Annotated in this window: 24 protein-coding genes, 4 pseudogenes and 1 riboswitch; of the genes and pseudogenes, 11 read left to right on the forward strand and 17 right to left on the reverse strand. The window is 41.8% G+C overall.

Annotation, left to right across the window (positions count from 1 at the left end):
• Window positions 1-11: 11 nt before the first annotated feature.
• Window positions 12-857 (forward strand): DUF928 domain-containing protein, encoded by an 846-nt coding sequence (locus WA1_RS13430; RefSeq protein ID WP_017745270.1) that lies wholly within the window; start codon window positions 12-14, stop codon window positions 855-857.
• On the opposite strand, the gene WA1_RS13435 is transcribed toward WA1_RS13430, so the two are convergent.
• Both WA1_RS13435 and WA1_RS13440 read right to left on the reverse strand, forming a co-directional pair.
• Window positions 850-3,651 (reverse strand): beta strand repeat-containing protein, encoded by a 2,802-nt coding sequence (locus WA1_RS13435; RefSeq protein WP_066612871.1) that lies wholly within the window; start codon window positions 3,649-3,651, stop codon window positions 850-852. The two genes, WA1_RS13430 and WA1_RS13435, sit on opposite strands and share 8 nt — an antisense overlap.
• A 106-nt stretch (window positions 3,652-3,757) precedes the next feature.
• Entirely contained in the window at window positions 3,758-4,174 is a 417-nt protein-coding gene (locus WA1_RS13440; RefSeq protein ID WP_017745272.1) for a hypothetical protein, read from the reverse strand.
• Between the two features lie 313 nt (window positions 4,175-4,487).
• Here WA1_RS13440 and bchI point away from each other — a divergent pair, with 313 nt between their 5' ends.
• The 3 genes from bchI to WA1_RS13455 all read left to right on the forward strand — a co-directional run bounded on the left by bchI (window position 4,488) and on the right by WA1_RS13455 (window position 7,246).
• Window positions 4,488-5,603: a magnesium chelatase ATPase subunit I gene (gene bchI, locus WA1_RS13445; protein ID WP_017745273.1), complete on the forward strand. Its 1,116-nt coding sequence runs from the start codon at window positions 4,488-4,490 to the stop codon at window positions 5,601-5,603.
• A 70-nt stretch (window positions 5,604-5,673) separates the two neighbouring features.
• Window positions 5,674-5,970, forward strand: coding sequence for a hypothetical protein (locus WA1_RS13450; RefSeq protein WP_017745274.1), 297 nt, complete (start codon window positions 5,674-5,676; stop codon window positions 5,968-5,970).
• 37 nt (window positions 5,971-6,007) lie between these two features.
• On the forward strand, window positions 6,008-7,246 hold the full coding sequence (locus tag WA1_RS13455) for a hypothetical protein (protein ID WP_017745275.1): 1,239 nt from the start codon (window positions 6,008-6,010) through the stop codon (window positions 7,244-7,246).
• A 113-nt stretch (window positions 7,247-7,359) separates the two neighbouring features.
• On the opposite strand, the gene WA1_RS13460 is transcribed toward WA1_RS13455, so the two are convergent.
• Complete coding sequence (locus WA1_RS13460) at window positions 7,360-8,748, reverse strand: RNA-guided endonuclease InsQ/TnpB family protein (RefSeq protein WP_017745276.1); 1,389 nt, start codon at window positions 8,746-8,748, stop codon at window positions 7,360-7,362.
• Window positions 8,749-9,002: 254 nt separating this feature from the next.
• On the opposite strand from WA1_RS13460, the pseudogene tnpA reads away from it, so the two are divergent.
• A pseudogene (gene tnpA / locus WA1_RS59700) lies at window positions 9,003-9,342 on the forward strand (IS200/IS605 family transposase).
• Window positions 9,343-9,479: 137 nt separating this feature from the next.
• Here tnpA and WA1_RS13470 read toward each other — a convergent pair.
• From WA1_RS13470 to WA1_RS58665, 7 genes and pseudogenes are all read right to left on the reverse strand, one after another.
• Window positions 9,480-10,433 (reverse strand): FTR1 family iron permease, encoded by a 954-nt coding sequence (locus WA1_RS13470; protein WP_017745277.1) that lies wholly within the window; start codon window positions 10,431-10,433, stop codon window positions 9,480-9,482.
• Between the two features lie 175 nt (window positions 10,434-10,608).
• A complete protein-coding gene (locus WA1_RS13475) occupies window positions 10,609-11,649 on the reverse strand; it encodes a ComEA family DNA-binding protein (protein ID WP_017745278.1) in 1,041 nt (346 codons plus the stop codon).
• A gap of 257 nt (window positions 11,650-11,906) precedes the next feature.
• A complete protein-coding gene (locus WA1_RS13480) occupies window positions 11,907-12,908 on the reverse strand; it encodes a multicopper oxidase domain-containing protein (RefSeq protein ID WP_017745279.1) in 1,002 nt (333 codons plus the stop codon).
• Window positions 12,909-13,125: 217 nt separating this feature from the next.
• Window positions 13,126-13,515, reverse strand: a complete 390-nt coding sequence (locus WA1_RS13485) for an SCO5389 family protein (protein WP_017745280.1) — start codon at window positions 13,513-13,515, stop codon at window positions 13,126-13,128.
• A 243-nt stretch (window positions 13,516-13,758) separates the two neighbouring features.
• Window positions 13,759-13,926 (reverse strand): annotated as a pseudogene (locus WA1_RS54905) (SAM-dependent methyltransferase); the annotation flags it as partial.
• Window positions 13,927-14,723: 797 nt separating this feature from the next.
• Window positions 14,724-15,332: a hypothetical protein gene (locus tag WA1_RS13495; protein ID WP_017745282.1), complete on the reverse strand. Its 609-nt coding sequence runs from the start codon at window positions 15,330-15,332 to the stop codon at window positions 14,724-14,726.
• Between the two features lie 136 nt (window positions 15,333-15,468).
• Window positions 15,469-15,735, reverse strand: coding sequence for a DUF6932 family protein (locus tag WA1_RS58665; RefSeq protein WP_017745283.1), 267 nt, complete (start codon window positions 15,733-15,735; stop codon window positions 15,469-15,471).
• A gap of 198 nt (window positions 15,736-15,933) precedes the next feature.
• A riboswitch (cobalamin riboswitch) is annotated at window positions 15,934-16,076 on the forward strand.
• 23 nt (window positions 16,077-16,099) lie between these two features.
• Between WA1_RS58665 and WA1_RS13505 the strand changes: the two genes are divergently transcribed.
• The 4 genes from WA1_RS13505 to WA1_RS13515 all read left to right on the forward strand — a co-directional run bounded on the left by WA1_RS13505 (window position 16,100) and on the right by WA1_RS13515 (window position 19,131).
• Window positions 16,100-16,546, forward strand: coding sequence for a DUF1636 domain-containing protein (locus tag WA1_RS13505; protein WP_017745284.1), 447 nt, complete (start codon window positions 16,100-16,102; stop codon window positions 16,544-16,546).
• Window positions 16,547-16,764: 218 nt separating this feature from the next.
• On the forward strand, window positions 16,765-16,935 hold the full coding sequence (locus WA1_RS56905; protein WP_158516637.1) for a hypothetical protein: 171 nt from the start codon (window positions 16,765-16,767) through the stop codon (window positions 16,933-16,935).
• Between the two features lie 82 nt (window positions 16,936-17,017).
• Complete coding sequence (locus tag WA1_RS13510; protein WP_017745285.1) at window positions 17,018-18,085, forward strand: iron ABC transporter permease; 1,068 nt, start codon at window positions 17,018-17,020, stop codon at window positions 18,083-18,085.
• Complete coding sequence (locus WA1_RS13515) at window positions 18,082-19,131, forward strand: ABC transporter ATP-binding protein (RefSeq protein ID WP_017745286.1); 1,050 nt, start codon at window positions 18,082-18,084, stop codon at window positions 19,129-19,131. Before WA1_RS13510 ends, WA1_RS13515 begins: the two co-directional genes overlap by 4 nt.
• A gap of 60 nt (window positions 19,132-19,191) precedes the next feature.
• Here the strand turns inward: WA1_RS13515 and WA1_RS13520 are convergent, their stop codons facing one another.
• Window positions 19,192-19,860: a TetR/AcrR family transcriptional regulator gene (locus WA1_RS13520; protein ID WP_033335726.1), complete on the reverse strand. Its 669-nt coding sequence runs from the start codon at window positions 19,858-19,860 to the stop codon at window positions 19,192-19,194.
• Between the two features lie 116 nt (window positions 19,861-19,976).
• Between WA1_RS13520 and WA1_RS13525 the strand changes: the two genes are divergently transcribed.
• The gene (locus WA1_RS13525; protein ID WP_017745288.1) at window positions 19,977-20,210 is read left to right on the forward strand and encodes a hypothetical protein; all 234 of its coding nucleotides are present in this window, start codon (window positions 19,977-19,979) and stop codon (window positions 20,208-20,210) included.
• A 370-nt stretch (window positions 20,211-20,580) separates the two neighbouring features.
• Window positions 20,581-21,285 (forward strand): Coq4 family protein, encoded by a 705-nt coding sequence (locus WA1_RS13535; protein WP_017745290.1) that lies wholly within the window; start codon window positions 20,581-20,583, stop codon window positions 21,283-21,285.
• 95 nt (window positions 21,286-21,380) lie between these two features.
• Here the strand turns inward: WA1_RS13535 and WA1_RS54910 are convergent.
• From WA1_RS54910 to WA1_RS13555, 6 genes and pseudogenes are all read right to left on the reverse strand, one after another.
• Window positions 21,381-21,503: pseudogene (locus WA1_RS54910) on the reverse strand (chlorophyll a/b binding light-harvesting protein); the annotation flags it as partial.
• Between the two features lie 14 nt (window positions 21,504-21,517).
• Window positions 21,518-22,840, reverse strand: coding sequence for a class I SAM-dependent methyltransferase (locus WA1_RS13540; protein ID WP_017745291.1), 1,323 nt, complete (start codon window positions 22,838-22,840; stop codon window positions 21,518-21,520).
• Window positions 22,841-22,844: 4 nt separating this feature from the next.
• The gene (locus WA1_RS13545) at window positions 22,845-23,675 is read right to left on the reverse strand and encodes an acyl-CoA desaturase (RefSeq protein ID WP_017745292.1); all 831 of its coding nucleotides are present in this window, start codon (window positions 23,673-23,675) and stop codon (window positions 22,845-22,847) included.
• Between the two features lie 98 nt (window positions 23,676-23,773).
• Window positions 23,774-23,944, reverse strand: a pseudogene (locus WA1_RS54915) (Uma2 family endonuclease); the annotation flags it as partial.
• Window positions 23,945-24,017: 73 nt separating this feature from the next.
• Complete coding sequence (locus WA1_RS52735; protein WP_081402886.1) at window positions 24,018-24,311, reverse strand: hypothetical protein; 294 nt, start codon at window positions 24,309-24,311, stop codon at window positions 24,018-24,020.
• 93 nt (window positions 24,312-24,404) lie between these two features.
• Entirely contained in the window at window positions 24,405-25,373 is a 969-nt protein-coding gene (locus WA1_RS13555; RefSeq protein WP_017745295.1) for a chlorophyll a/b light-harvesting protein pcb, read from the reverse strand.
• Between the last annotated feature and the right edge of the window lie 34 nt (window positions 25,374-25,407).

A 25,407-nucleotide genomic window follows, 5' to 3' on the forward strand; every position in this document is an offset into this window, starting at 1 on the left:
AGTTTTGAACTATGACTCAGAAAACATTGGCTAAGAAAAGATTACTTCTTACATTGATGAGCCTGAGGTACTTTGTTCCTTTGGCGATCCCTGGTCTGGCAAGTTTTTCTCTACCAATGCAAGCATCAGTTGTCAAATTAGTTACAAATTATCCCAACAGTCAGCAAAATCAGTCAGTGCAACAACCGCAATTACCTGATAATGGAGCACCTATTGGTCGCCGCAGAGGCGGTACTAGTCGCAATGATTGTCCAGCACTTAACATCCCTGTTACCGCGTTGGTTCCTGGTAAAGAAAAGTTGGATGATTTTCAAGACTCTGCATCTTTTTTGGCCTCAACTATTTCCAAACATCCAACCTTTTGGGTCTATATTCCAGAGCTACCAAACAATACTCGTAATGGAGAATTTCTTTTGCAAGATGAAGCCGGGGAAGATATCTACCGAACATTTTTAACACTACCTCCAACAGCAGCAGTAATCAGCATTAGCCTACCATCAAGTCCTAGCTATTCCCTAAAAATAGGTAAGAAATATCATTGGTATTTCAAAATCTATTGTGGAAAACAAGAAGCAAAAGCTAGATATTTTTATGTTGATGCCTGGATAGAAAGAGTCGCTTTGACACCGGAACTCGATCTCAAATTAAAGGTGGCAAAATCTCAGAAGTATCTAACTTATTTTGACCACAATATTTGGTATGACGCACTTACAAACTTGGGTGAACTACTTCGTACTAATTCACAAAATAAGAATCTAAAAACTGATTGGTTGAAATTTTTAAAATCTATTGATTTACAAGATATTGCTCAAGAACCTGTAACGATATTTAGTTGGGATAGAGGTTTGACTAGATAGCACATTGAACAGAATGCCAAGAACTACGAGGTGTTGTTTTTGGTGTATGTGCAACTAAAGATACCTCACCATTGCTGCTTTTCACCCATCCAGTTGCTTCAACGATCGTTTCTGGCAATGTAAATTTGGCGATACGCAAAGCGTCAAGTCTCCGGCTTACCACAGATGAAAAAGAGTTGGTTTGAGGCTCAGACTGGGGAGTTATCCAATCCACTTGCAAAGCATCAGCTATTAGGGGTTGGAAAGGACTACTCGCCATACCACCACGCTCCGTAACAACAAATGAACTGTTAGTTGGGTTACCCGCAGAATTGCAGCTTGTCGTAATCTGTTGTGATGCATCAACTAAATTTGTAGATAAAGCCACCAACCCACTACTGGGATCGGTATCAGGTTGATTGATTTCTACAAAACCATCTATCCCAAATTTAGAACTGGCAGTAATGTCTGTATCCCGATCTAGAAAAAGCCCTTGAGTGTAAAGGCGAATATTTCCGCCCCTTCCAGTAAAAGCATTAGCTGTAATATCACTATTGCCTAAGGAAACTAAGAACTTAGTATCAATATTTATATTGCCTCCATTCCCCCCTGTATTGTCAGTCCCTGCAGTAGCAGTTATGCTGCTGTTGTTACTTAGCAAAATACTTTGAGTCTTGAGAGTGATGTTTCCACCTTCACCGAACTTAGTCTCTGTTGTAATGGTTCCTTGGTTACTGAGACGCAGTTTGCTAGCCGTAACTTCTATGTTGCCAGCATTAGCCACTTGATTCCCTTGGATGCGAGAAAAAAAGCCACTATTAGAACCGTCATTGTCTATCAACTTCAAACCAAATTTCTCCAATCGAGTGATTAAAGTCGGATCGCTTCCAGAGATAGTCACAGTGTCAGTAGCATTGACTGTGATATTACCAGCATTCCCACTGCTAAAGCTACTGGTAACAAATTGTCCACCACCAGTCAGATCGAGGGTGTTGGTATTAACCTTAATATTGCCTCCAAAACCAGCACCCGTAGTTCTTGCGCTTAAAACGGCTCCTTTTGAGACTTGCAAGATAGGAGCTGTTACGCTAATATCACCACCTTGCCCTCCCGCTTCCCCTTCACTACTTGCAATCAATCCACTGATCAAATTGCCCGCAACTGGATTGACACCAGAAATGATAACGGACTCGGATGCATGGATTTGAATATTGCCTCCCTTCCCTTTTGCCAAAGTTCTGGACAATATTTCCGCACCATTGGTTAAAAATAAGGTTTTTGCCTTGATATTTATGGTGCCTCCATCGCCCGCTCCAAAAGTATCGCTAAAGATAAAGCTATTGTCAAAAGAGGCGGTATTTCGAGCTTCAATAATGACATTTCCAGCCATCGTTTGACCTACAGTGTCGGTTTCCAAACTTGAACCGTTGGTTAAGGATATGTTTCCTGTTTGAATATTGATATCACCAGCTTTGTTTGATGCTGCAATTCCTGCTTTAGCTTGGATAAAACTTTTTGCAATAGACTCAAAATTACTAACCCGTACAAAGACTCCTACCGTGTCTCCCTGTCCATAAATGTTGGCGCTCAATTTAGCACGATTATTTAAGGAAAGCGACTCGGCTTTAATATCTATACCGCCAGTACTGCCAACTGCTAGACGATCTACATCGCTGGTGATGGAACTATTATCGGCAATAGAAACGGACTCTCTAGCTTGAACAAACACTCCTGCAGTGCTTCCTTGACCATAGGTGTTGGTACTCAGGTTAGTGCTATCACTTAAGGACAGCGATCCAGTTTTGAGGTATATACCACCTGTATTGCCCACAGCTTGAGACGATGGTTTAAAGAAGCTCGTTGGGTCACCGACTTCATTCCAGATAAAGCTTCTTGCGATCGCCATCTTGCCAGTAGCATCAAGAGAAATATTTCCCGGTTGAGTACTAACTGAGTTTACACTAGCTGTTATGCTACTTCTTTGTAGATTCAGGTTGCGGGCTGCGATCGCAATACTACCACCATTCTGAGCTAAAACTTTTGCATCATCTGTCAGTGACACATCAGCTCGCTCCAAATTATCGGGAACAATGAAATGCAGATTCTTATTTTCAACAAGCCCTACTGTTCCATTGCTCGCCACACCTGCTAACTCGACGTTACCACCTTCTGCTTCCAAAATACCTCTATTTAAGTTCACATTCCCACCCAGTAGCAATAAACTTTCTCCCTGAGGAACTTTTAAACCTGCTGTCGATTGATTGATAATCGAACTTTGAGCCGCAATTTGATTGAATAAAATAGCAGAAGGTTGAACTGTCAGTAATGCAGGATTATTTGGCAAAGAAGCACTGAAAAAACCTTGATTGCCAAATGCGATCGCATTTGCAGTTGTTGCTACAAACGAACCACCTACATTCAAACTAGCTTTTGGTCTAAACACGATTCCGCTAGGATTAATCAAAAACAAGTTCGGATTAGAACCTCCAGTCGTAGCCAGAGACCCCATAATTTCAGAGCGATTTCCACCCGTTACCCGAACTAAAATATTCTCGATATTTGTGTTAGGGCTGATAAAATCAACTTTATCTCCTGCTTTAATGTTGAATTGCCTAAAGCTATGAAACAAGTTCTTACCTGCTTCTGTTCCTACAGTTACAGTATGGATATTACCTTGGGGTACGACAATGGAATTCTTGGGTAGAGTCCCATCTGGGATAATTTGAGTTTCTTGAGCATCAGTAGAGCCAGCACCAAGAGAACAACAGATGCTAAATCCGCTAACAATCCAAAAATGGAGAATATATCGTTTCATTCAGGTGGTTAGTGATTGCTAATTGCTAACAGCTAATTGCTAATTGCCATTAGCAATTCACAACTAACGATGAACTTTTAACATATCTTTATTAGAGTTTTAATTTTTACGCACAGCCTCCTACTATAATTTCATAACTGAGAAGATAATTCGTTTCATTCATTCCTAGAAACTGAAGTGGAGTCAAAGACGTGATATCTGTGATTGAAACTGTTTGACGATTAACAAATTGGGGTTCTCCTGAATTAATAGATTGAAAAAGAGAAAGGGTGAGTGAATTTTGCAAACATCTATCAATATTAAGTAGAGCCTGATTGCTAGAATTAAGATTATAGGGCCCGTTAGCGTTTATTTCATCAGCAACTCGCACGTACACAGAGATTGAAGAACCGTCTGCAGGAGGCGATAACCTCTCGATCGACTTCAAGCGTAATAAGCCGTTTGGTAGTACAATATCGGTTGAAGGGTTGCATATCGTGATATTCGGAAGTGTAGTGACTCGTAAAGTAGGTTTAACTTTCATATTAAAATATTCCGCTTACAAACTAAGAAAGTGTAGGTATGTTTAGGTAATTGCCGATAAATTGGCAATCGGCAAATAGTTAAAGCCACCCTGTATAAAAACAAAAATTCAAAAAATCATAGCCCGTGTTGGTATATCAAGTTAGTTTCAAACTTTTACGCAGCAATTCGACTAATTTTACAAAACTTGATGAATAAGGGCATTAGGGATTGGGAAATTGAGCATCCCCCTTGACCCCAATTTCTAATCTCCAGACCCCTACCTATGGCACAATAAAGACGGTAATAAGAAATATATAGATAGGGTAACAAGCGTGAGTCCAACTGCTCAAGCCACCGCAAGTGCGCGTCGTGTGGTATTTCCATTTACAGCAATTGTGGGTCAGGAAGAAATGAAACTGGCTCTGCTGTTGAACGTGATTGACCCGAAAATTGGCGGTGTCATGATTATGGGCGATCGCGGTACGGGAAAATCTACCACTATCCGGGCGCTGGCTGACTTGCTACCAGAAATTCCTGTCGTCGCCAATGACCCATTTAGCAGCCATCCCAGCGATCCCGATTTGATGAGCGATGAAGTTCGCCAACAGCTAGAGCAAGGGGCGGATATTCCCACATCTCGAAAAAAGGTGATAATGGTAGACTTGCCATTAGGAGCCACAGAAGACCGAGTTTGCGGCACTATTGACATCGAAAAAGCTTTATCAGAAGGTGTTAAAGCCTTTGAACCGGGATTGTTGGCAAAAGCCAATCGGGGTATCCTCTACGTAGATGAAGTGAACTTGCTAGATGACCACCTTGTAGATGTGCTTCTTGACTCTGCTGCAAGTGGTTGGAATACGGTAGAACGGGAAGGGATTTCTATTCGACATCCAGCGCGTTTTGTGCTAGTGGGTTCTGGTAACCCAGAAGAAGGTGAACTGCGTCCTCAACTCCTCGATCGCTTTGGTATGCATGCTGAGATTCATACAGTGAAAGAACCAGCCTTACGCGTGCAAATTGTTGAACAACGGGCAGAATTTGACCAAAATCCTCCGGCATTTTTGGAAAAGTACAAATCTCAGCAGGAAGAACTACAGCAAAAAATCGTCAATGCCCAACAGCTTTTACCAACTGTTACAATTGATTACGATTTACGAGTGAAAATCTCTGAAGTTTGTTCTGAACTGGATGTGGATGGATTGCGGGGCGATATAGTGACCAACCGCGCGGCTAAAGCAATAACCGCTTTTGAAAGGCGAAATGAAGTCACAGTTGATGATATTCGTCGCGTAATTACTTTGTGTTTGCGTCATAGATTGCGGAAAGACCCCTTGGAGTCCATTGATTCTGGCTACAAGGTAGAAAAAGCTTTTGGTCGCGTTTTTGGCGTAGAAATCCCTGAAGATACCGCACAAAAAAACGGTACGGGACAAAAAGTTAGAAGTTAGTCGTTTGTCATTGGTCATTTAATCAGTGACCAGTGACCAGTGACCAGTGACCAATAACAAATGACTTCTTATGAGATTTTGGCGCTTTTGGTTTAGTACGTTTATTTTATCGAGCCAGTACAACCCTCCTCGGTTTGTGGAGATGATGATGGTTTTGTTGGCGATCGCATTGCTAATAGTTTGGCAGATTACATTCGAGTCGCCATACATGATACTTGGCTGGAGTTTGGTAGTTGGAGCATCAATTTCTATATTGGTACGAGAAGCCATTGCTCCTACACCGGAGACACGCATTAATCAATTAGCAGCATTTTTATTTTTGATAATTAGTGGCTTTGGGTTTTTGTACGTTTTTCAAACTTTATAAATCAATCGCAAGTGAAAATGCACAGAACGCTAATCATATGCTTGCTAGAATCCGCCGTCTTTTAAGACAATTTTTTACTAAGTCCAGGACAATCAACAATGAGCCTCTTAATAAAGTGAGTTTGATTGTCATTATTTTAATCGATCTCTTTATCTTAATCAATGTTTTTACAGGGTTAGATGATATTAGTAGATGGCATATTAGTCCTTCGCAAGCTTACCCATGTTATTTTGAGTGGAACAATTACCGAACACAAACTGCTAAAGATAAAGAGTACGAAATTATTGAGTTGTCATTGGCTGACACAAACAATGCTCCATCATTTCAACGGAATTACCAGCAAATCCAAGAAGGACATTTAGGTAAAGTTACTGAACTTTGTTTGAACTATGCTGGGTATAAAGATAAAATTTACAACTCTGAAAATAGACAAACTATAAAAACTATTGACCAAAAACAAGCAAAAATAAGTACACTCGAACAAGCCAATCGTAACATTCGCGCTCAATATGACTCCACGCTTTTAGAAAAACTTGCAGGTCAACCTCGCTCTGAATCTATTAATTCAGTTGGTGCTGAAAAAGCCAAGCAGACTTTAGAGCAAAATACTAACAATATATCTACACTTGTCCGGGAAATTTCTAATTTAAAAAATCAACTGCTTGCCAAATCAGAAAGTGTTAATTTTATAAATTTTCTTAAAGATGAGGTAAAATTTAGCTTTGTTGAAAAAGGTTATCAACAAGCATCCTTTTGGTATCCAAGCATCCAATTGGCTTTTCAGTCTATCTTTCTCCTACCATTAATTCTCATCGCTTTATCAGTGCATAGATTTGCAGGAGCGAGAGGATACGGGCTAATTTCGTTAATTAGTTGGCATTTGTTAGTTATCTTTTTTATTCCACTGATTCTAAAAATCTTTGAATTTTTACAAATCGGTGCTATATTTAAATTTCTTTTTGATATCATTAGCGCTATTTTTGGAGGATTGCTTTTCCTTATCAGTTATGTTTATATCTTGCTGATTCCACTGATTGGTTTTGGGCTTATCAAAGTTCTCCAAAAGGTTATCTTTAATCCCAAAGTTCAAGCAGCTAATCGAGTCCAAAAATCTCGTTGTATCAAGTGTGCCAAAAAAATTCGTCATCATGACATTCACTGTTCGCATTGCGGTTACCATCAGTATACTGAATGTCCCAACTGTCATAATTTCACATACAAACATTTGCCGTACTGTAAAGAGTGCGGGTATGCTCAAAATTCCCCTCATTTGTAATCGCTCATCTCAAGCATCGGTACAGTAATCCCAAAAACCCGGTTTCTTGTAGTTTTTCCTATGAGATAACGAGCTTTGCATTGATATCTCCCCCGGTTGAAACACGGGGGATTCTACATGGATCTTCGTCCGTGGGCTAAAGCCACACTCCGTAACGTATTACGAAATGAATTCTTTAGACTTTGGAATAAATCATACCGATGCGGGGCTATCAAAGACCCTCTACCCACCTTGACTAAGACAAGTCCTAGCTGTGTGGCTACTTTCTTCATTATGTTTGCTGCCGCGTTGCAGTCAGCATTGATTAAAAAACCTTTTTTGGTTTTGTACAAACCGCGTTCAATTCTTTCTCCTGAAGGCTCCCATCCGTTGGGTTTCTCACCAAAAGTAGGTAGGAAATCATCATCTAGAAATGACGCTTTTGATGTATATGATTCTTCCGTAATTGTTAAAACGATTCCGTATTCAGAGCAAAGTTGTTTAAGGCGTTCAATCAATCTACCTGTTGGAATGGGTACAAAATTTTGATTGTTGCGTTTACCCATGTCAGAACCATTTTTCTGCCCTTCATTCCAACCAATAATAAGATTGCCAATGCCATCAGCAAGGCATCGATTAATAATGAATCTTGCTGCTTTATTGATGGCATCTCGCATCTGGTTATTGCGCTTGCGTTGAATCCTATCAAGGTTAGAATCCCAGTAGAAATCAGACTTACCCTGCTTATATTTGGCAACTAAACGGCAATAACCTTGGTTCATTGAACGTAACTTTCTACCATCAATAATTAAGCTTTGTCCCAGTGTTGAAACACCCGTTAGCCAATTATTACCACCGTGGTCAAAGCTCCATGCTTGTGTGTAATCAAGATTTGGATTAACTTCAATTACTTGTTTACCGTCATCAATTACCCAATCAATCCACAACTGACCGTAGCAAGGTCGCACTGTCACTTCCTTAACCCAATCCGAATCAATGAATTCTGGTAATGGTAAAGCAATTTCAGTTAACAAATGTGGTTTAGTTTCTCTACTGACAGATGGATAAAAACAACCATCTTTGTAGGTTAGTGCTTGTCGTGGGAACGTAACTGCTGCAAGTCCACCACTTTTTCTGTATTGTGGTAACGACGGTTTATCAACTTCACCTCTGTAATAAGCGTTAACCAAGGAGTTGTAAGAAGTGATTGACTCACCTACAGATTTCAATGTTTGCTGTGCGGCTTGTGCAGCCAAAGCTTTGTAATGTGGATTGTCTTTTAAGATTTTATCTAGTTCTGGATAAGTCGCAAAACATTTGTAAGTTTTCCACCCATGCCGCAATTCATCACCACGCCAATAAGTTGTAAAAGCATTACCCGACTCTTCCAGCCTTGAATAATGAGTTTGACGAACGTGATAAAGAGCACAATTAATCAAACTGTTAGCGTGTTGGCACTGGTCTAACCAAAATGCTTCTTCAATATCTGTAAACTTTGCTTTAACTGGTAAAGTTTTGTACACCTTGTCACGGGAGTCTTACACGTAGAAAAAGGGAAGCCTTCCAAGGCTGACAATCTCAACTACAGCACGAACAATCTCGTTATTAAGGCTTCCCTTTTTTTGGGGACAATGCGTCGTCATTACCTCTTTTTGTTTATTATATTAGTTACTACATATTATGTCAACATAAATCCGGGAAATGGCGAAACTCTCTAAAGAAGACTACGACTACCGAAGAACGGAGAATTCCGTGTCCTCAATCAATTATCCCGATCGTGTTTGTACCAAAACGTAGAAGACCCGTCTTGGTCACTGATGTCGCAAGAAGACTGCAAGAAATTATTTTTGAACTAGTGCAAGAACACAACTGGAGACTGATCGCATTAGAAATCCAACCTGACCACGTGCATATGTTTATCAATGCACCCACAGATGAAGCCCCGTCACAAATTGCACTCCGGGGTCAAAGGCAGAGCATCTCATCACCTAAGAAAAGAATTTCCTGACTTAAAAAAACTACCTGCTTTATGGACTCCGACCTACTTTGTAGCGTCAACAGGTCAAGTTAGCACAGAGGTAGTAAAAAAGTACATTGAAAATCAGCGTGGGAAATGAAACAACAGGTTAAAACCTGTTGAGTCGCGCTTCATCCCCTGGTTAAAAACACAGGGGTTCTCGCGCTCCCATGATGCTCTGATAGAAAGAAACCGGGTTTTTTGCTCCGTCACTGGTCACTGGTCACCAGTCACTGGTCACTGGTCACTGGTCACTGTTGGCCGACTTTTGTTACTTCCCTTGTCTGTCCCCCTGAGGGTGTGGAAATACAAACCGCCAACAGTCAGTAAAAACACAGTATATCCGAGAGCTTGTATAAAATAGAGATGTTGGGTATAGCCAAACAAAGCATTCAGAATCATTCCAGGAAACTGTTCATCAGGCAAGATATTGGAGGTATTCCAAACCATTGGTCCGAGAATACAAGAGTGGATTCTAGTAAACCGTTCGTAGTAAAAACACAAGCTTTCTGACGCACGATTGCTGAGGGAAAGGGTAGCAATAGCTTGGTCGAATTTGTCTAAGGCTGTTACAACTAATCCGGCAACAATCAACACCAATAAAATACCCATGACTTGAAAAAACTGCCGGATGTTGATTTTGATCCCCCATTTAAATAAAAGCACACCTATTGCAACTGCAACTGAGATCCCAGCAAGAGCACCAATAGCAGGCACTAGTCCTTGCTGAAAATTAGCAGCAACGAACAGAACAGTTTCAAAACCTTCGCGCACAACAGCAATAAATATCAGAGTAAAAACGCCCCAACCGGTGTTTGAGTTTTGTTTTAAAGCACCTGTGACTGCTCCTTCAACCTGAGCTTTCATGACTTTGGCTTGTTTCGTCATCCAAAGAAGCATCCAACTGAGCATGACAATTGCTAGGATGCTGAAAACTCCTTCTAGAAGTGGCTCCACTACAGATGAGTATTGGGGATTCAGGGCGCTAACGGCTTGGATAATCCAAGTGAACAGAACACCTATTAACGCACTAACTGCAATCCCAACACCAATTCCAGCATATACCCAAATGTTGAAACGGGATTGTTTAGCTTTTTTGAGCAAAGCTAGTACAATACCGACAACAAGAGCAGCTTCTACTCCTTCTCGGAGTGTAATGACAAAAGTAGGTATGGCAGCACTAAAATTCATTGTTATTCATTAATGGGCATTGGGCATGGGGCATGGGGCATTTGTCAATAGTCATGAGTCAATAATACTGTTTTTAGTGTTGACTTTGAACGATTGACTCTTAACTAATGCAATGCTTTTCAATCCAAAATCCAAAATCTAAAATCCAAAATCTAAAATCCAAAATCGATATGACTTATCGTTGTGCTCGATCGCTAGAACTATCAATCACTTTTTGGGAATTTTGCTCAATGGTTTTTACTAGCTTGGTGACATCATCAGGCGATTTCACAAGTTTAGTGGGTGGAATGGCAGAGGGCCAAACTGTGACTAGTTCAGTCATATTTGTTTCAATTGCTTTGTGTTCTTGGGGATGCTCTTTTGCCATTTGGCTAGAAATCCCTTTGTACAGTTCGTTGGCGTAGTTAACGAAGCCACGGGAGTCTTGATACTCAATGGCTGCAGAAATTTTTCCATCTGCAACTGCTGCACCATATTCTGAATTGGATGCATCTAACAACCCATTAATGACTTGTAGAACAAAGCGGGGTTGCGTGCGTTGTTCTGCGGGTAAAGCTGTGATCGCAGTATCAATAGACTGCATCGAAGAGGCAAAATCAGTTTTAACTTTGGCGTCTTTTGGTTTGGCTTTCACAAAGTCTTGCAGGCTGACCAAACTTGTTTTAAATTCTTTAACTTTGCGCTCGTTTAATTGGTCTTCTACATCCACATAAATCTCTTCAACTGGATGTCCGATATGAGGTTCTGCCTGTTTGGGTTCATTTTTATCTAACAGTTCTTTTGCTACCAAAAGATGCCCTTTCATCAATCCCAGCTTGGTCATGTAATCAACATCTTTTGCCTCACCCGTAAGTACTATTTCCTGAACAGTCACCTGGTCTTTAATTTGGTTGAATTGCTCTTGACTGATAACTTTTTTAGCGACTAAGTCTTCAGGGCTGGCGTAGGGGCGATTTGCTTGAATTTTATGTGATAGCGCGGGAACGCCTAGCTGTGCTTCAAACTTATCCAATTCTGAGAGGATAGCATTGTTGATGTTGATTTGCTTTTTGCCACCATGTCCGCTGTGACTGACTGCCTCTGTCTTTTGGGAACTCGTGTTAGTTGCTGGTGCAGGTGAATTTTCTGTGGTTTGTGTTGGTGTGCCGTCACAAGAACTTAATGTGACTATGGCGGCGGCGGCAACAGCTAAACATACGTATTTATATTGTCTCATTGAGTGCTCCTCTGAGGATGTTTTAGGGGGGTTGGCTCGGTCAGATCCCCGACTTTTTAGAGAAGTCGGGGATCTTAATAGCGCAAACTCATCTATGTAATCTCCCATAAATGAAACTTTTTATCAACTAGTTACTGAATTTTTATTCTTTATGTAAATTTAATACCATTCTTGTTGACAATTGAAGCAATTAAGTCATCTAGGGACTGGGGATTGGCGATTGGGAATTGATTTCCTAGTCCCCAGTCCCCAAGCCGCTATGTATTCTTCCCTATGACTTCAAACGATCCCATACAGCCGTTTTCTGCAATCCAATCTTGATGGGGGTGAAACATATACTTACCCGGATAGCGAAAGGAGAATTCCAAGATATGCCTTTCTGCTATGCCCATCGTAATAACATCAGTTTTCTCACTAGGAGTCAGGCTCATTCCAGATCGATAGACATCAAAGAAGTTGGCATGGAGATGGAACGTCACTGCGGGATCGAATTCAATAATGTTGAGAACATAGAGCCGAATTAACTGATTCTGGTAGATAGGGATAGGCGAATCCATGTAGTAGTGAGGCAAACCGTTGAAGGCGTAATACTCGTTACGGTTGTCATCATTCACGTCGTACCCAGCCATGACTAGTACAATCTCATCGGCTGGGGGGCGCTGTGTGGGTGGATCGATAATAAACATCCCGTACAGCCCTTTGGCAATATGACGGGTGACTGGTTCAATATGGCAATGATAAAGGTGAACGCCATAGGGTTCTGCATCGAATTCATAGATAGTTGCTGAACCATGACGAACTGGGCGAATACCATCCATATCCGCAGGGTGAGTACCGTGAAAATGCAAAGAGTGAGAATGCCCTGCTTGATTGTAGAATAAAACCCGGATGCGATCGCCTTGTTTTGCTCTGAGAGTCGGTCCTGGTATACGACCATTGAGATCCCAGATATTGAAAGAGACAGCATTATTGAGGCGAATGACAGAAGTATCTGCAGTTAACCGAAATTCTCGTATAGTGCGTCCATTTTCTTGCTTGAGAGTGCCGTAATCAAATTCCCGTACCATCTTCATAGGGTTAGCAACTTCAGCAGTTGCTTTTATCTCCAAGGGAGGTACTTTAACAGTGGACTTGCCTTGTACATTAAAGCTGTGCCATAGCAACCCTGCACCAGTTATACCAGCACCTGCCAATCCCATCTGTAGCAATCGACGGCGACTCCAGATTTTTTCTTTGTCTAAAACAAAATTATTGGGCATAGCATTAACGACAGTTAGCTGCAAGAACTTAAATCTAGAAAAATTGCTAATAATTTTCAACTAGAAATAACTTCTTATACTATCTTTATATAAATTAGTAATTATTGTCAATAAAGAGTCGTTACTCAGGAAGCGAGAACATGGCTATATCCCAGCATAGAGGCGCAAAGTTTTTCCCTTAAGTTGTACTTAAAGCTAACCTCACGCCTCCATCCGCTTAACAGTCTACTAATTCCGGTGTTTGGTTGAGAATTTGACTTTCAATTGAAATAAAATTTAGGTAAGCAGGAGAATCTAGATTTTCTGGTCGGAAAACAGCAAGGTTATGGCAGTTTTGAAATGCTAATTTTACTCCAAAATAACGCTCAACTGCTCCACGGATTGCATCTCCACCGATCATTCTTAATAATTGCGCCCTATGCTTTTCAGTGGGAGGTGCAACACAATGGTTAGCCCATTCTTCTCCTCTTGCTAGACGTTCTGCAAGACCTTCTATAATTTCCCAAGCATAAGGTAATGATTCCCTGATGGTGTCAACAAATTCTGCTTCATTGACTTTACCTACTTCGGCTTGAGCAACGAGATGCACGCTAACGTTCAGTGACATTTGATTTTCCTTACTAATATTTAGCGATCGAGTTCGATCAAATTTCTGTATAGAAGTATAATCATTTTTATTGAAGCCATTTACTAGATTGCAAGAAAAAGTAATATTTAGGCTTTTTTGGTTATTTCATGAAAATAGCTCTTCATTTATGAGTAGTGAGTGCACTTCCATAGAAAATATATTGCTTGTTAATTAATTTTGCAATGTATAATCAGGAAGTTCAAATCGCATACATCATAATAATTACTCAACCAAGCGTGAGGGAGTTTGATTGGCAAAGTTTCTGTCCATCAATTCTGTACGCGAGTTCGCCCGCACAGCGCGGAACATTCCAAATCGGCACAGCCCTACACCAAACGCCAAACGCATCAGCAACAACGTTGGCACCTCACGCACAGACTTGACGAAACCAGATCGCTCGGAGGATTTCTAGCTCAACTCATGGTGCTCAAGCATCCTCAACGGGTCAAAAGTCTAACGTTAATCGCTTCGGAACGCTTGGCTGAAACCGATCCGACAATGCCAGGGATCGATCCATCTGTCCTTGAATACCATGCGAAAGCCAGTGAACTGGATTGGGCAAACCGTGAGGCAGTGATTGAGTATCAGATTGGTGCGTGGCGATTGATTTCCGGTTCAGCCCATCCGTTTGATGAATCAGCGATCCGCGAATTAGCTGAAGCTGACTTCGATCGCACTCCTAATCTCATGACAACCTTTAATCATGCCTTGCTTCAAGGCGGAGAACAATGGGTTAACCGAACCCTTGCCTAGAATCCATTCTGGACGCTGATATTTTCATCAGACTTGACAAAATGACACTTAGTCTTCTCGCAAAAATTCCATTTTTATTGAGAATGAACAACGAACGAATCCGGGTTAGAAAAAACGTGAGTGATTACTCTCGCAAATGTTGAGAAAGATCCGGGTAATGGATAGCCGATGCCTTGGGGGGATGAAAGGGGGGTGTACCTCATGAGACTGAGAAAGGCTATATATCGATTTGGCTCGGCGAGTGGGATTGAATGACTTTAAATTATAGATAATGGAAATTTTATTTGTAAGGGAGGCAGTCATGTCAATGCAGTATCTTCTGTTGCTAAATTCTTCCATTATCCACGCTGCCTCGTGTGCGATCTCGCTTCATTTCATGCACAAAGTCAGATTTAGCAGCTAGAAAATCCTTCCTTTATAGCGGCGAACCTTGACTAGAAATAGCGTCTAAACGGTTCCACAAGAATACCCAGGATTTTATCAAGTTGAATAATAAAGTACTCAGTCAAATCAATTTTGACTAACTGGTTCTCTAACATTAAAAATTTCCAGTTTGTACCCGTTGAAACAGCACCATAAACAACTTGTTGTTCCTTTCCCTTACGGGTATTAAATATTTGCGCCGCCACCATTTGCGCTATACACTGTCCTAACCCAACTCGGATATCATTATCTTTTGCCTCTACTATAGTCAGCACCGGAGCTGTAATCAGTGATTGATTGGCTGTAGCACTAAGTATAAAGTCACACGCTCCTGTTAAACCTTTAGAATCATCTACATTAAAAGTATTACCTGAGAAGTAACCTAGTTGATTATTAAAAATACGTCGGACTTCTAGCAAAATTGGTGTAATAATCAATTCAGACCTAGCCTTTTCTGTACTAATGCTAGCAGCTAAGTCCAAAGTCTCATCAAGAGTTTGCCTGAGACGCTCTGATGGTTCAACAGGTGCGATCGCACTAAACAGATGGGGAATATCTTCAACTGTCAACTCCAGAGCGGAGACTGCTTGCTCAATGTTTTTAAAGTCACTATATGACATACATATTGGGCTTTGAGATGGGCAATACTGCCTATTTTAGTACAACTAACTGGTGCTGGAGGGGATTTTATTGCTTAAATGACACCTTGCGATACGGCTGTCTTCTGTTAAGCTTCGCTTATCGCCTGCTCTCTAACTAGCTACTTGGGTTATTACACTTTACTCGTTGCACTTGCTTTTTCTTTATCCCATTTTTCAATAACTTTCTTGTATATCGAGCTTTTTGTCCAGCACGGTCATGATAGTTAAACAATCGAGGGGCGTTAACTCTGAGATAAACAACATCTACTGTTTCATTATCATAACAAGCATCAAAGTCAACTGGGTTTGATTTTATTGTGGTAAAGCTGCCATTTATATAAATTACTCTACACCCTGCTGCTTGTAAATCCAACATTGCCATTTCTCAGCCATCTATTAACAGCCTGCGACGCCTATTGTAACCGAATCTTTCTTTAAACTCCTTCCATTCAACTCAATACACTCCTGGTGGTAAATTACCATTGTCATCAAATTCAGGAATCATTCACTCACACCTTAACAAATATATTAATTATCTGCTATTAAAGTAAATCTTTTAAAGAAACTACAAAACTGTGATATTGTGAAAAAACGATTCGGTTCTAGTGGGGGTCAGCCACTAGAGGTAACGGGGAAAGTTCGGTGCAAATCCGGCGCTGTCCCGCAGCTGTAATAAAGGTTTTCCTTTTTAGTCAGAACGCCCACCGATTGGTTAACTTCTATTGATGCTCATCTACGAGGTATAGATGAAAGTGCAACATATGATGTTTGTTTGTACCACTTGCGTTAGTGTATGGCAAGGTGGAAAGCGAGTTGGCGTAAGTGGTGGTGAAAAATTCTTACAGCGATTGCAGGAATTGTACTCTGATTGGGAATTACAGTCAGAGTTTGAAATTCAGCCTGTAGAATGTATGAGTGCTTGCAATCGCTCTTGTGTTATTTGTTTTGCAGCAAGTAGTAAATACACTTATCTTTTTGGTGATTTATCACCAGATTTGCCTCTTTCAGCAATACTGAGTGTGTTGGAGTGTGCCAGTAAGTATTACACTCATCCGCAGGGGTTGTTGCCTTGGGCAGAAAGACCGGAACCTCTCAAAAAAGCGATCTTGGCAAAAATTCCTCCGATTGCTATGATAACAATTATTATTTTACAAGTGGTCGCTTTCACATCGGCACCCTCAATTCTTCTATAGTTCGTTGATAAATGCACTGTAGGGATTTGTCTACGGTAAAACTTTGAAAGACCAATTTAGACGCATTGGTACTTAGTTACAGCCATTTTCAGGTAAATAGACCACAGTCGTAGGGGCGCAAGGCATTGCGCCCTTACAAACGGTGTGGTTCATTTAGATGAAAACATCTGTAATTTACCTATTCAGCACAGAGAGTGGCTTCTAAAATAGTTGAATCAATGAGGAGAGAAATAGATACCCTGCGTGTTCTCAGTTGGAGAATTCAACTTATTATGTCTATTGAAGTGACTTGGGGGATATTTTGTAAGAGCGAGTATGCGAGCGCACAAAGTTCTAAGCTAACGGCGATCGCCCTTGGCGCAAGCCGTACCTGGCTTATCGCAAGCTAACATACTATCATAAACTTTCCTAACTTCCAAACTCTCTTTCTTTCTTCGCGTACTTCGCGCCTTCGCGGTTCATATAATTAAAATGCCATTTTTAAAAACCTCAAAAAATCTCCCCATACCACTACTCCTCTTCTCCACATTACTCCTAACCCTCATTCTCGCCTTCCTACTCGATATAGCCCTAGGTTCAGTTCAAATCCCCCTCAATCAAGTCATCAGAATCCTACTAAGACAACAACCAGAAAAAAACACTTGGACTAACATCATTCTCAACTTTCGCTTACCCAAAGCATTGACTGCAACCCTTGCAGGTGCAGCATTAGGAGTCAGTGGCTTGCAAATGCAAACCTTATTTAGAAACCCCCTAGCAGGACCCTTCGTCCTAGGGATCAGTTCTGGAGCAAGTCTAGGAGTAGCATTAGTTGTCCTCACAGCTACCGCTACAGGTACACCAACATTATTAAAAGATTTAGGCATAATTGGCGACTTTGGTTTAGTTATATCAGCCAGTCTTGGTGCAGCATCAGTTTTAGGAATGATGTTAGTTGTTGCTCGCCGAGTCCGCGACACAATGACACTGTTGATTTTAGGCTTATTATTTGGCTACGCTACCAGTGCCATTGTTAGTATTTTACTAAACTTTAGCTCCCAAGAACGCATTCAAACTTACCTCATGTGGACTTTTGGCAGTTTTGCGGGTGTGACTTGGACACAAATGATTATTTTAGCGCCTGTCATACTTTTGGGTTTATTGATGGCGCTATTGCTGTCAAAACCACTCAATGCACTGTTACTTGGGGAGTCTTATGCGCGTAGTATGGGGTTAACAGTACAAAAAGCCAGATTTTCGATTATTACTAGTGCGTCTGTCTTGGCGGGAGCAATTACTGCTTTTTGCGGTCCGATCGCCTTTTTGGGTGTCGCGATTCCTCACCTATGTCGCAGTTTGTTTAACACTTCAGATCATCGCATCTTAATTCCGGCAGTTACGATGATGGGTGCTATCTTAGCATTAATTGCAGATTTGATTTCTCAACTTCCAGGGAGTCAAATCGTTCTACCGTTAAATGCTATTACCGCCTTAATAGGAACTCCTGTGGTCACCTGGGTCATTTTAAAACGCAATTCGCAAAAATCTTTTCCTACATGAGTGATGCAATTCTTACAACCCACAACCTGACTATTGGTTACAAAACATCGCGAAGAACGTTCCGAAACGTTGCATCCAATATTCACCTATCACTCCAAGCCGGAGAACTCGTTTGTTTACTCGGTCCCAACGGAGCGGGTAAGTCAACCTTACTGCGAACACTGGCTGGAATGCAACCCCCTATACAAGGTGAAGTGCGACTGTTCGGAGAAAATATTTATAAATTACCACCACAAGAATTAGCAAAAAGTCTCAGCTTGGTGCTAACCGAGAAGATAGATGTCGGAATGCTCTCAGCTTACACCTTTGTGTCTTTAGGACGCTATCCGTACACGGATTGGTGGGGAAAATTAACACCACAAGACGAAGAGATCGTCACTTGGGCAATAAAATCTGTAGGTGCAGTACACTTGATACAACGCCATGTTAGCGAACTTAGTGACGGAGAACGACAAAAAATTGCGATCGCACGTGCTTTAGCACAATCACCTATTGTCATGCTACTGGATGAACCAACAGCATTTTTAGATTTACCCAGACGTGTAGAGATTATGCAATTGCTGCGCCAGATTGCTTGGAAAAATCACCAAGCCATTCTTTTATCCACCCACGATCTCAATTTAGCTTTACGTTTAGCAGACAAAGTTTGGTTGTTAGCAAGCAATGGAACTTTGCATGTTGGCGCACCGGAAGACTTAGTTTTAAGTGGAGCATTTGCCGAAACTTTCCGCAGTGAAGGAGTGGAATTTGATATCGCTTCTGGAGAGTTTCATCTCAATTCACCAGTACGTGGTGTAGTTGATTTGGTAGGTGAGGGTATAGAAGCGATATGGACAAAACGCGCCTTGCAACGAGCCGGATTTTGCGTTCAGGCTAATAGTAATTTAGCACCAATTTGTGTGGAAGTCATATCCACAAAAGAACAAGTTGTTTGGCAGGTTATAAGTGATAATAAAAGACTTTTATATTATGATATACAAACACTTGTGAGAGTGCTTACTCACGAACAATCAAACCTTTATGCCTTCGTGGCTAATTCTCAGTAAAAATCATTTTTTCTTAAGAAGAGTCCCGCTTTTTTTCCTGTTTTTGCTTGTCATGTGAACTCAATGTCCTTCCACGGTCAATGTTGTTTTTTCGCTTTTTGGAAAATAACTTTGTAGATAGTTCAACATTAATCGTTTTGTTTCTGCTACCAAACGTTGCCGGAAGATTGGCTCTTGGCTGAGTGATAGCCATAGTAGTGTGCCAATCGTCTTCACCAATACAAAGGCGATCGCCTTATAATCAGCAGGGTTTAACTCTGAATAGCGTCGAGATAGGGAAGTTGCCAAATCCTCAATCAGTAGAGCATCAGCAGTGGTTTCGATCTCCTCTAGTTCTGGCATTGTACCCTGCACCTGCATGAAAATGGCGTGACAACCCGGATAATCAGTGAAAAATTGATCTGTAGCATCAATCATCCGATCCACGTAGGTTAGTAAGGACAGTTTTGTCATTTTAGCACTGTCTAGCTCCGCAAACCGTTGGTGGAGTACCTCCATGTAGCGTCTGGCTAACGCTTGCAAAATTGCCGTCTTGTCAGGGAAAAATTGGTAGAGCGATCCGATCGGTACTTTAGCGCGAGAGGCAATCGCATTGGTCGTGGTGGCGTTATAGCCCTCCGTAATAAACATTTGTTCCGCCACATCCAAAATCTGATTTACCCGTTTCTGGCTGCGGGCTTGTCGCGGTTGTCGCCTCATTCTAGACGAGTTTGATGAGCTTGCAGCCATTTTAGAAATCTCCCTTGACAAAACATGAGCATCACTCATATTTTATAAATATGAGCGATGCTCATATTTTAGCTTGTCAATATTACTCTTAAGACATTTTTAAGGAGAAAAGTTCCATGAGCCAAGATTTGCTGACCTTGCCCAGTCCCCAAGTTCCTGCGGCTCTAGAGGAATATAGTCAAGACCCACTGGGCTTTATGATCCGGTGTGCTCGTGAATTTGGAGAGATTGTCCCCTTTCAGTTTGAGGAGGAACTATTTTGCCTGCTCACCAACCCCGACCACATCACCGAAGTCCTCAAAGATCGTCTGTTGTTTGTCAAATTTCCTGATTTTATATCGAGCGTTTGATATCCAATTGTCTGATGCTCACGTCTTTGGAGATGAATGATGAGTTGTCTGTGTTTTATCCGGTACTTCTATATTTGGTTTCGTTTTTTGCGCTACAAGTTTTATCCCTGGACTACCTTAGCGACCACGCCGCTTAACCTGTTGATGGTGTCAGGTATTCAGCGCACCCACACCAAAATTCGCTATCTGAGCGCAATGAGCAAAATTGACTTTGCAAGTGTTTACGGATTGCTGAACGATTTGATTTGGTAAACAGGCAATTCCTATGAGTTGGTGAGGACATTATCCTTGCTAGTGATGAGGAATTCCTGTAATTGATGAATCCTGCTTACTTAATTTAGTTCTTCTTAATTCTCTGGAAATTTTTATCATGAAACTAATGAATATGTTTAAGGCTAATCAACCTTCAGACGCTGAAATTCAACAGCAAAATCATTTCCAAATGCTGCTGATTTTCAAGTCTTTTTTTGCTATGCTGGTTGGTGAAGAAAGCCTGCAATCAGTGGGTGAGATGTCTTCCGCTTTGGTTGAAACACGTGCGTTTGATTTAGCTGCACAGCATCTGAAGCGCAATTCTGACTGCGCTGCACTCATTCGCGATCGCTATATTCCCCCTGCTCACAACCTTGACAAATTACTTACTTATCCTCAAAATTCCTTAGGCTATATCTATGCTGCAACAATGAAAAAAGCAGGATTAGACCATAACTTACATATCGGTATGACCGCTGTATCAGATGCTCAGTATGTGGAATTACGACTGAGCCAAACCCACGATATCTGGCATATTGTGACTGGATTTGATACATCAGCGATTGGTGAAATTGGCTTGCAGGCGTTTCACCTACCTCAATTTCCTTATCCCTTAGCAACGATGTTGGTTGCGAATAGTTTGATGTCTAGTACACTACTAGCTCCTGAAGAGTTATCTCAATTGCTAGAAGCGATCGCACAGGGATGGCAAATGGGCAAAACAGCCAAGCCCTTGTTTGCTCAAAAATGGGAAGAGGTATGGGATAAGCCCCTCGCGCAATGGCAAGCGGAGGTAAACATTCAACCTATCCAGAATCGGTAATTTTTAACGAACCAAAAACTAGGGATCGCCCAAACACCTATTCTTCGATCCCTTTATATTTGCTCATGTTTTCCTGCATTTTCAGGGAAAGTTGGCAAACGGTTTTCACCGTAAAATTCTATCGGGAAAACTGTTGTGTTAAACCTCACAAAAGTAGCAGAAATGAAACCCATCAAAGCCAATCCAAGCAAACTGTATGAAAGAATTTCATCACTATTTCATTGTTTTTCTCTTAATCTTTAGCAGTGAACGTTAAAGGGGTATCCAGTCGCCATTGTTTACCCTTGTAAAACAACATCTGATAGACATGCAGACCGCCATATCGAAATGAGGCTTCAAACGATTGTAGATAAAGATACCACATCCGGAGAAATCGCTCGTCATAGGTTTGATCCAGTGACGCAATTTTGGCTCGATTGCTCATAAAATTATATGACCACCGCTTCATGGTTTCGGCATAGTGAGGCTTCAGGTTCTCACAATGGGCAATCGATAGTTTTGCAGCCCATAGTTCCTGGGTCAATTCATGAAGCTGTGGCGCATACCCACCTGGAAAAATATATTTATCCACCCAAGCTCCATTGCGTTCATTGCTCTGGGTAACGATCGTGTGCAGCAGTCCTACTCCATTCGGCGTTAACAGTTCGGATGTCTTTTGCATGAATGTACTAAAATTTCTTTTACCTACATGCTCAAACATACCGATGCTGACAAATTTATTGAACTGTCCTTGTACTTCTCGATAATCGGCAATGATGATTTTAATGCGATCGCTCAACCCTCTCTGCTCAATCAGTTCTTGCGCCAGCTTTGCTTGCTCCACACTCAACGTAACCCCTGTTCCTGAAATGCCATAGCGCTCAGCCGCATAGATTAGCATTCCACCCCAGCCACAGCCGATGTCAATCACGGATTCTCCGGGCTGCAACGCCAGTTTTCGGCAAATTAACTCATACTTTTGAAGTTGCATTTGTTCCAGGGAGTCGGCCTCTCGAAGACGATAGCCACAGGAATAGGTCATTGTGGGATCGAGAAAATGCCGATAAAAATCGTTGCCTAAATCGTAGTGATGCTGGACATTTTTGCGACTGTTTTGGATGAGAATGGGGAGTGTTCGCAGACGTTGAGTGATGACTTTGAGCGCAAGGGGGATTGTTACCTTATTACGAGCTTTGTTGGATACATTGCTGCGATACAACAATCCAATGAGTTCAACGAGATTATTGTTTTCTTCGTCCCACCAAGAGTCCATATACGCTTCACAAAACCCCAGTGCTCCAAACGTTAGAATGCGATTGTAGGTGTTGGGGTTGTGAATGTTCATACGGAGTGGCTCTTCAGAACTCGCCAAGCCAAAGTGGAATACTCTGCCCTCTGGGTTCGTGACCGTCAGATTTCCGGCTTCAATTAGACTAAAAAGCTGATAGAGATAGCGTTCTCCATTGGGTAGATTACTGAAGCGATCGCTCGAGGATAGTGCAAGAGAACCATTGCCCAATTTTGCGGTTGCGGGTTGAGCAAACGTATTTTCCTCAGACGTATCATGTCTCACCATAAGTTCAATTCCTTAAATTGAATGTCGAGTTTGTCGTCTTGCCGTTCGTAGCTAACCTCAATTTCTCTAGAAGTCGAATGGTGAGCCAAACAATATCCACTTCCCACCAGCGCCAACCAAACCGTGCTGATGATTGGAATGCATGATGATTGTTGTGCCAACCTTCGCCGAAGGTCAGCAATGCCACCCACCAGCAATTGGTAGAGCGATCGTCCACCTCATGGTTACGATAGCCAAACTTGTGACAGGCACTATTGACAAAGCAAGTGCTGTGAAACCCCACAAATAAGCGAACAAAGATTCCCCACACTACAAAGGGCATTCCGCCCAGTCCGTATAGTAAAACCGCCAGCGCGACTTGCAGAGCAATATAGTGCTTGTGGCAAAACTGATAAAACGGATCATCCGCAATGTCTTTGGTGAAGCGGCTGAGTTTTGTTCGATTCGGAACCTCGTGCATCAACCAGCTAATATGACTCCACCAAAACCCCAGAGTGGAGTCATGGGGATCGTCGGGGAGATCGGCGTATAAATGGTGCATCCGATGATAGCCCACCCAGCCTTTGACAGCACCCTGACCTGCTAAAGTGCCGCACAAAATAAAGAAGTACTCCAGCCATTTGGGAACTTTGAAACTGCGATGTGTGGCGAGCCGATGGAAACCAAGGGAAATCCCCAGTCCCACTGTCAGCCAGTGAAGAAATAGGGCAACTCCAACGGCTGACCAGCTAAAATTAGTAGGAAGAAATGCCAGTAATACTCCTAGATGCAGTGCCAGAGTGAATATAATCACATCCCAACGAGGACGAGGCGGATTTAACCGAATATCAATCATATTGTTTTTGTTTCGATAACTGAGTGGATTGCGGTTGAAATTCTGTCCACTCTTTGACAGACCTGTTCGTAACAAATGAAACTGCGTAGCATAATTTGAGGAGATGCCACGTAAACGATTCCTGCAATCAATTCAGCTTTCTTGACATCGGGCATAGCACTATATCGCCGCTCGAATTCAGGACGAGTGAGGCGAGCGCCACTTTCCAAAGATGGTATCCGCGAAGTAAAACTGGCTGGTGTCGTTGTTTGGGAGGGATGGTTGACCATAGTCGCGGTTATTTTTGCTGACAAGCTCCCATTGTATCGTGTAGATGGAGCGAGCCGATAAGTTTGGGGCTGATTAACCTCTAAAACTTGGTAATGACGCCTTTCGTCTGCCTTTTTGGGTAGCATTACAGGAAGTCGTTTTCACCTCAAAGTCGATACAGCCGAGCGCTTCCGGCGAGCAAGCTTTCTGAGGATGCACCGTACATTTTAATCGATAGTCATTGGTGAAATACTCACAACCTGCACAAGGAATTTGATGCAACATCTTGACATAATTTGTCCCTTTGCTCAAAGTTCGCCACACACTGCAAATCATGAAAAGTAAAATTGCCCAAGCAAAAAAGGCACAAAAGATTGTAGTCACGATTATTTATCCTCATCTTTCAAAAAAAGTGCCTGCAGCCAACTGCTTTTAACTACAGGCATGAGATAATACTTAGCTAATGTTGAATGAACTCAATTAAGGGTTAACCTCTTGACGCGATCGCCAAAAGTGCCAGATGAAACCCAAGAAAGCCAATGCACCCAAGAAGAACTGGATATCTGCCATTACCAAACGGTTTTCACCGTAAAATTCTATTGGGAAAACTGTTGTGTTAACCCCCACAAAAGCAGCAGAAATAAAACTCATCAAAGCCAATCCAAGCAAACTGTATGAAAGAATTTCATCACTATTGTCGATGGGGAAAATTTTTCGTACCCAACTAAAAGGCTGCACAACAATGTGCCATATGCCCCCTGCAACTAGGATTAACCCCACCCAAATGTGACCGCCAATCGCATCTTCTAAATTATCAACACTTGCCATTCCTAAAAGAGTCCAACTACCATCTTTCATGCCAATCAAATAACCAAAGATGGTTGCGGGGTCTAGAGTAGGATTACTAATCAGACGGACATCCCCCAAGTGAGTGTCATAAATTCCCCCAAAAAACATTGCTTTTAGAACGAGCAAAAAAGCACCAAAACCAAGAACAATTAAGTGATGTCCTAAGATTAAACTCAACTTTTTGGAATCGTTCCATTCATAATGGAATTTTGCAGCCCTTCCGCCAATATTATACAAAAGTGCCGAACCTCGAAAAACATGAAAAAGCCCTCCTGCGCCTAAAACAGCAGACGCAACCAAGTGCAAAATCCCAATGACAAAATAGGGATAAGTATCAACAACTTCCCCCCTGAAACCTACACCCCATCCCAGGGTTGCTAAATGGGGTAACAAAATGAGTCCCTGCTCGTACATTGGTACATTAGGGATAAATCGTGTCACTTCAGAGACGGTTATTGCACCCGCCCAAAACATAATCAAACCTGCGTGAGCAATATGAGCACCTAAAAGTTGTCCGGACAAATCAACGAGACGAGCATTGCCAACCAACCAAGGCAGATCGGTGTTTGCAGCGAAGGTTTTATCAGTAGAAATTGTCACAGTTAAACACCCTTTCGTTATCAAGAGGGAAAAA

The organism is Scytonema hofmannii PCC 7110, assembly GCF_000346485.2.
GTDB classification, from domain to species: Bacteria; Cyanobacteriota; Cyanobacteriia; order Cyanobacteriales; family Nostocaceae; genus Scytonema; species Scytonema hofmannii.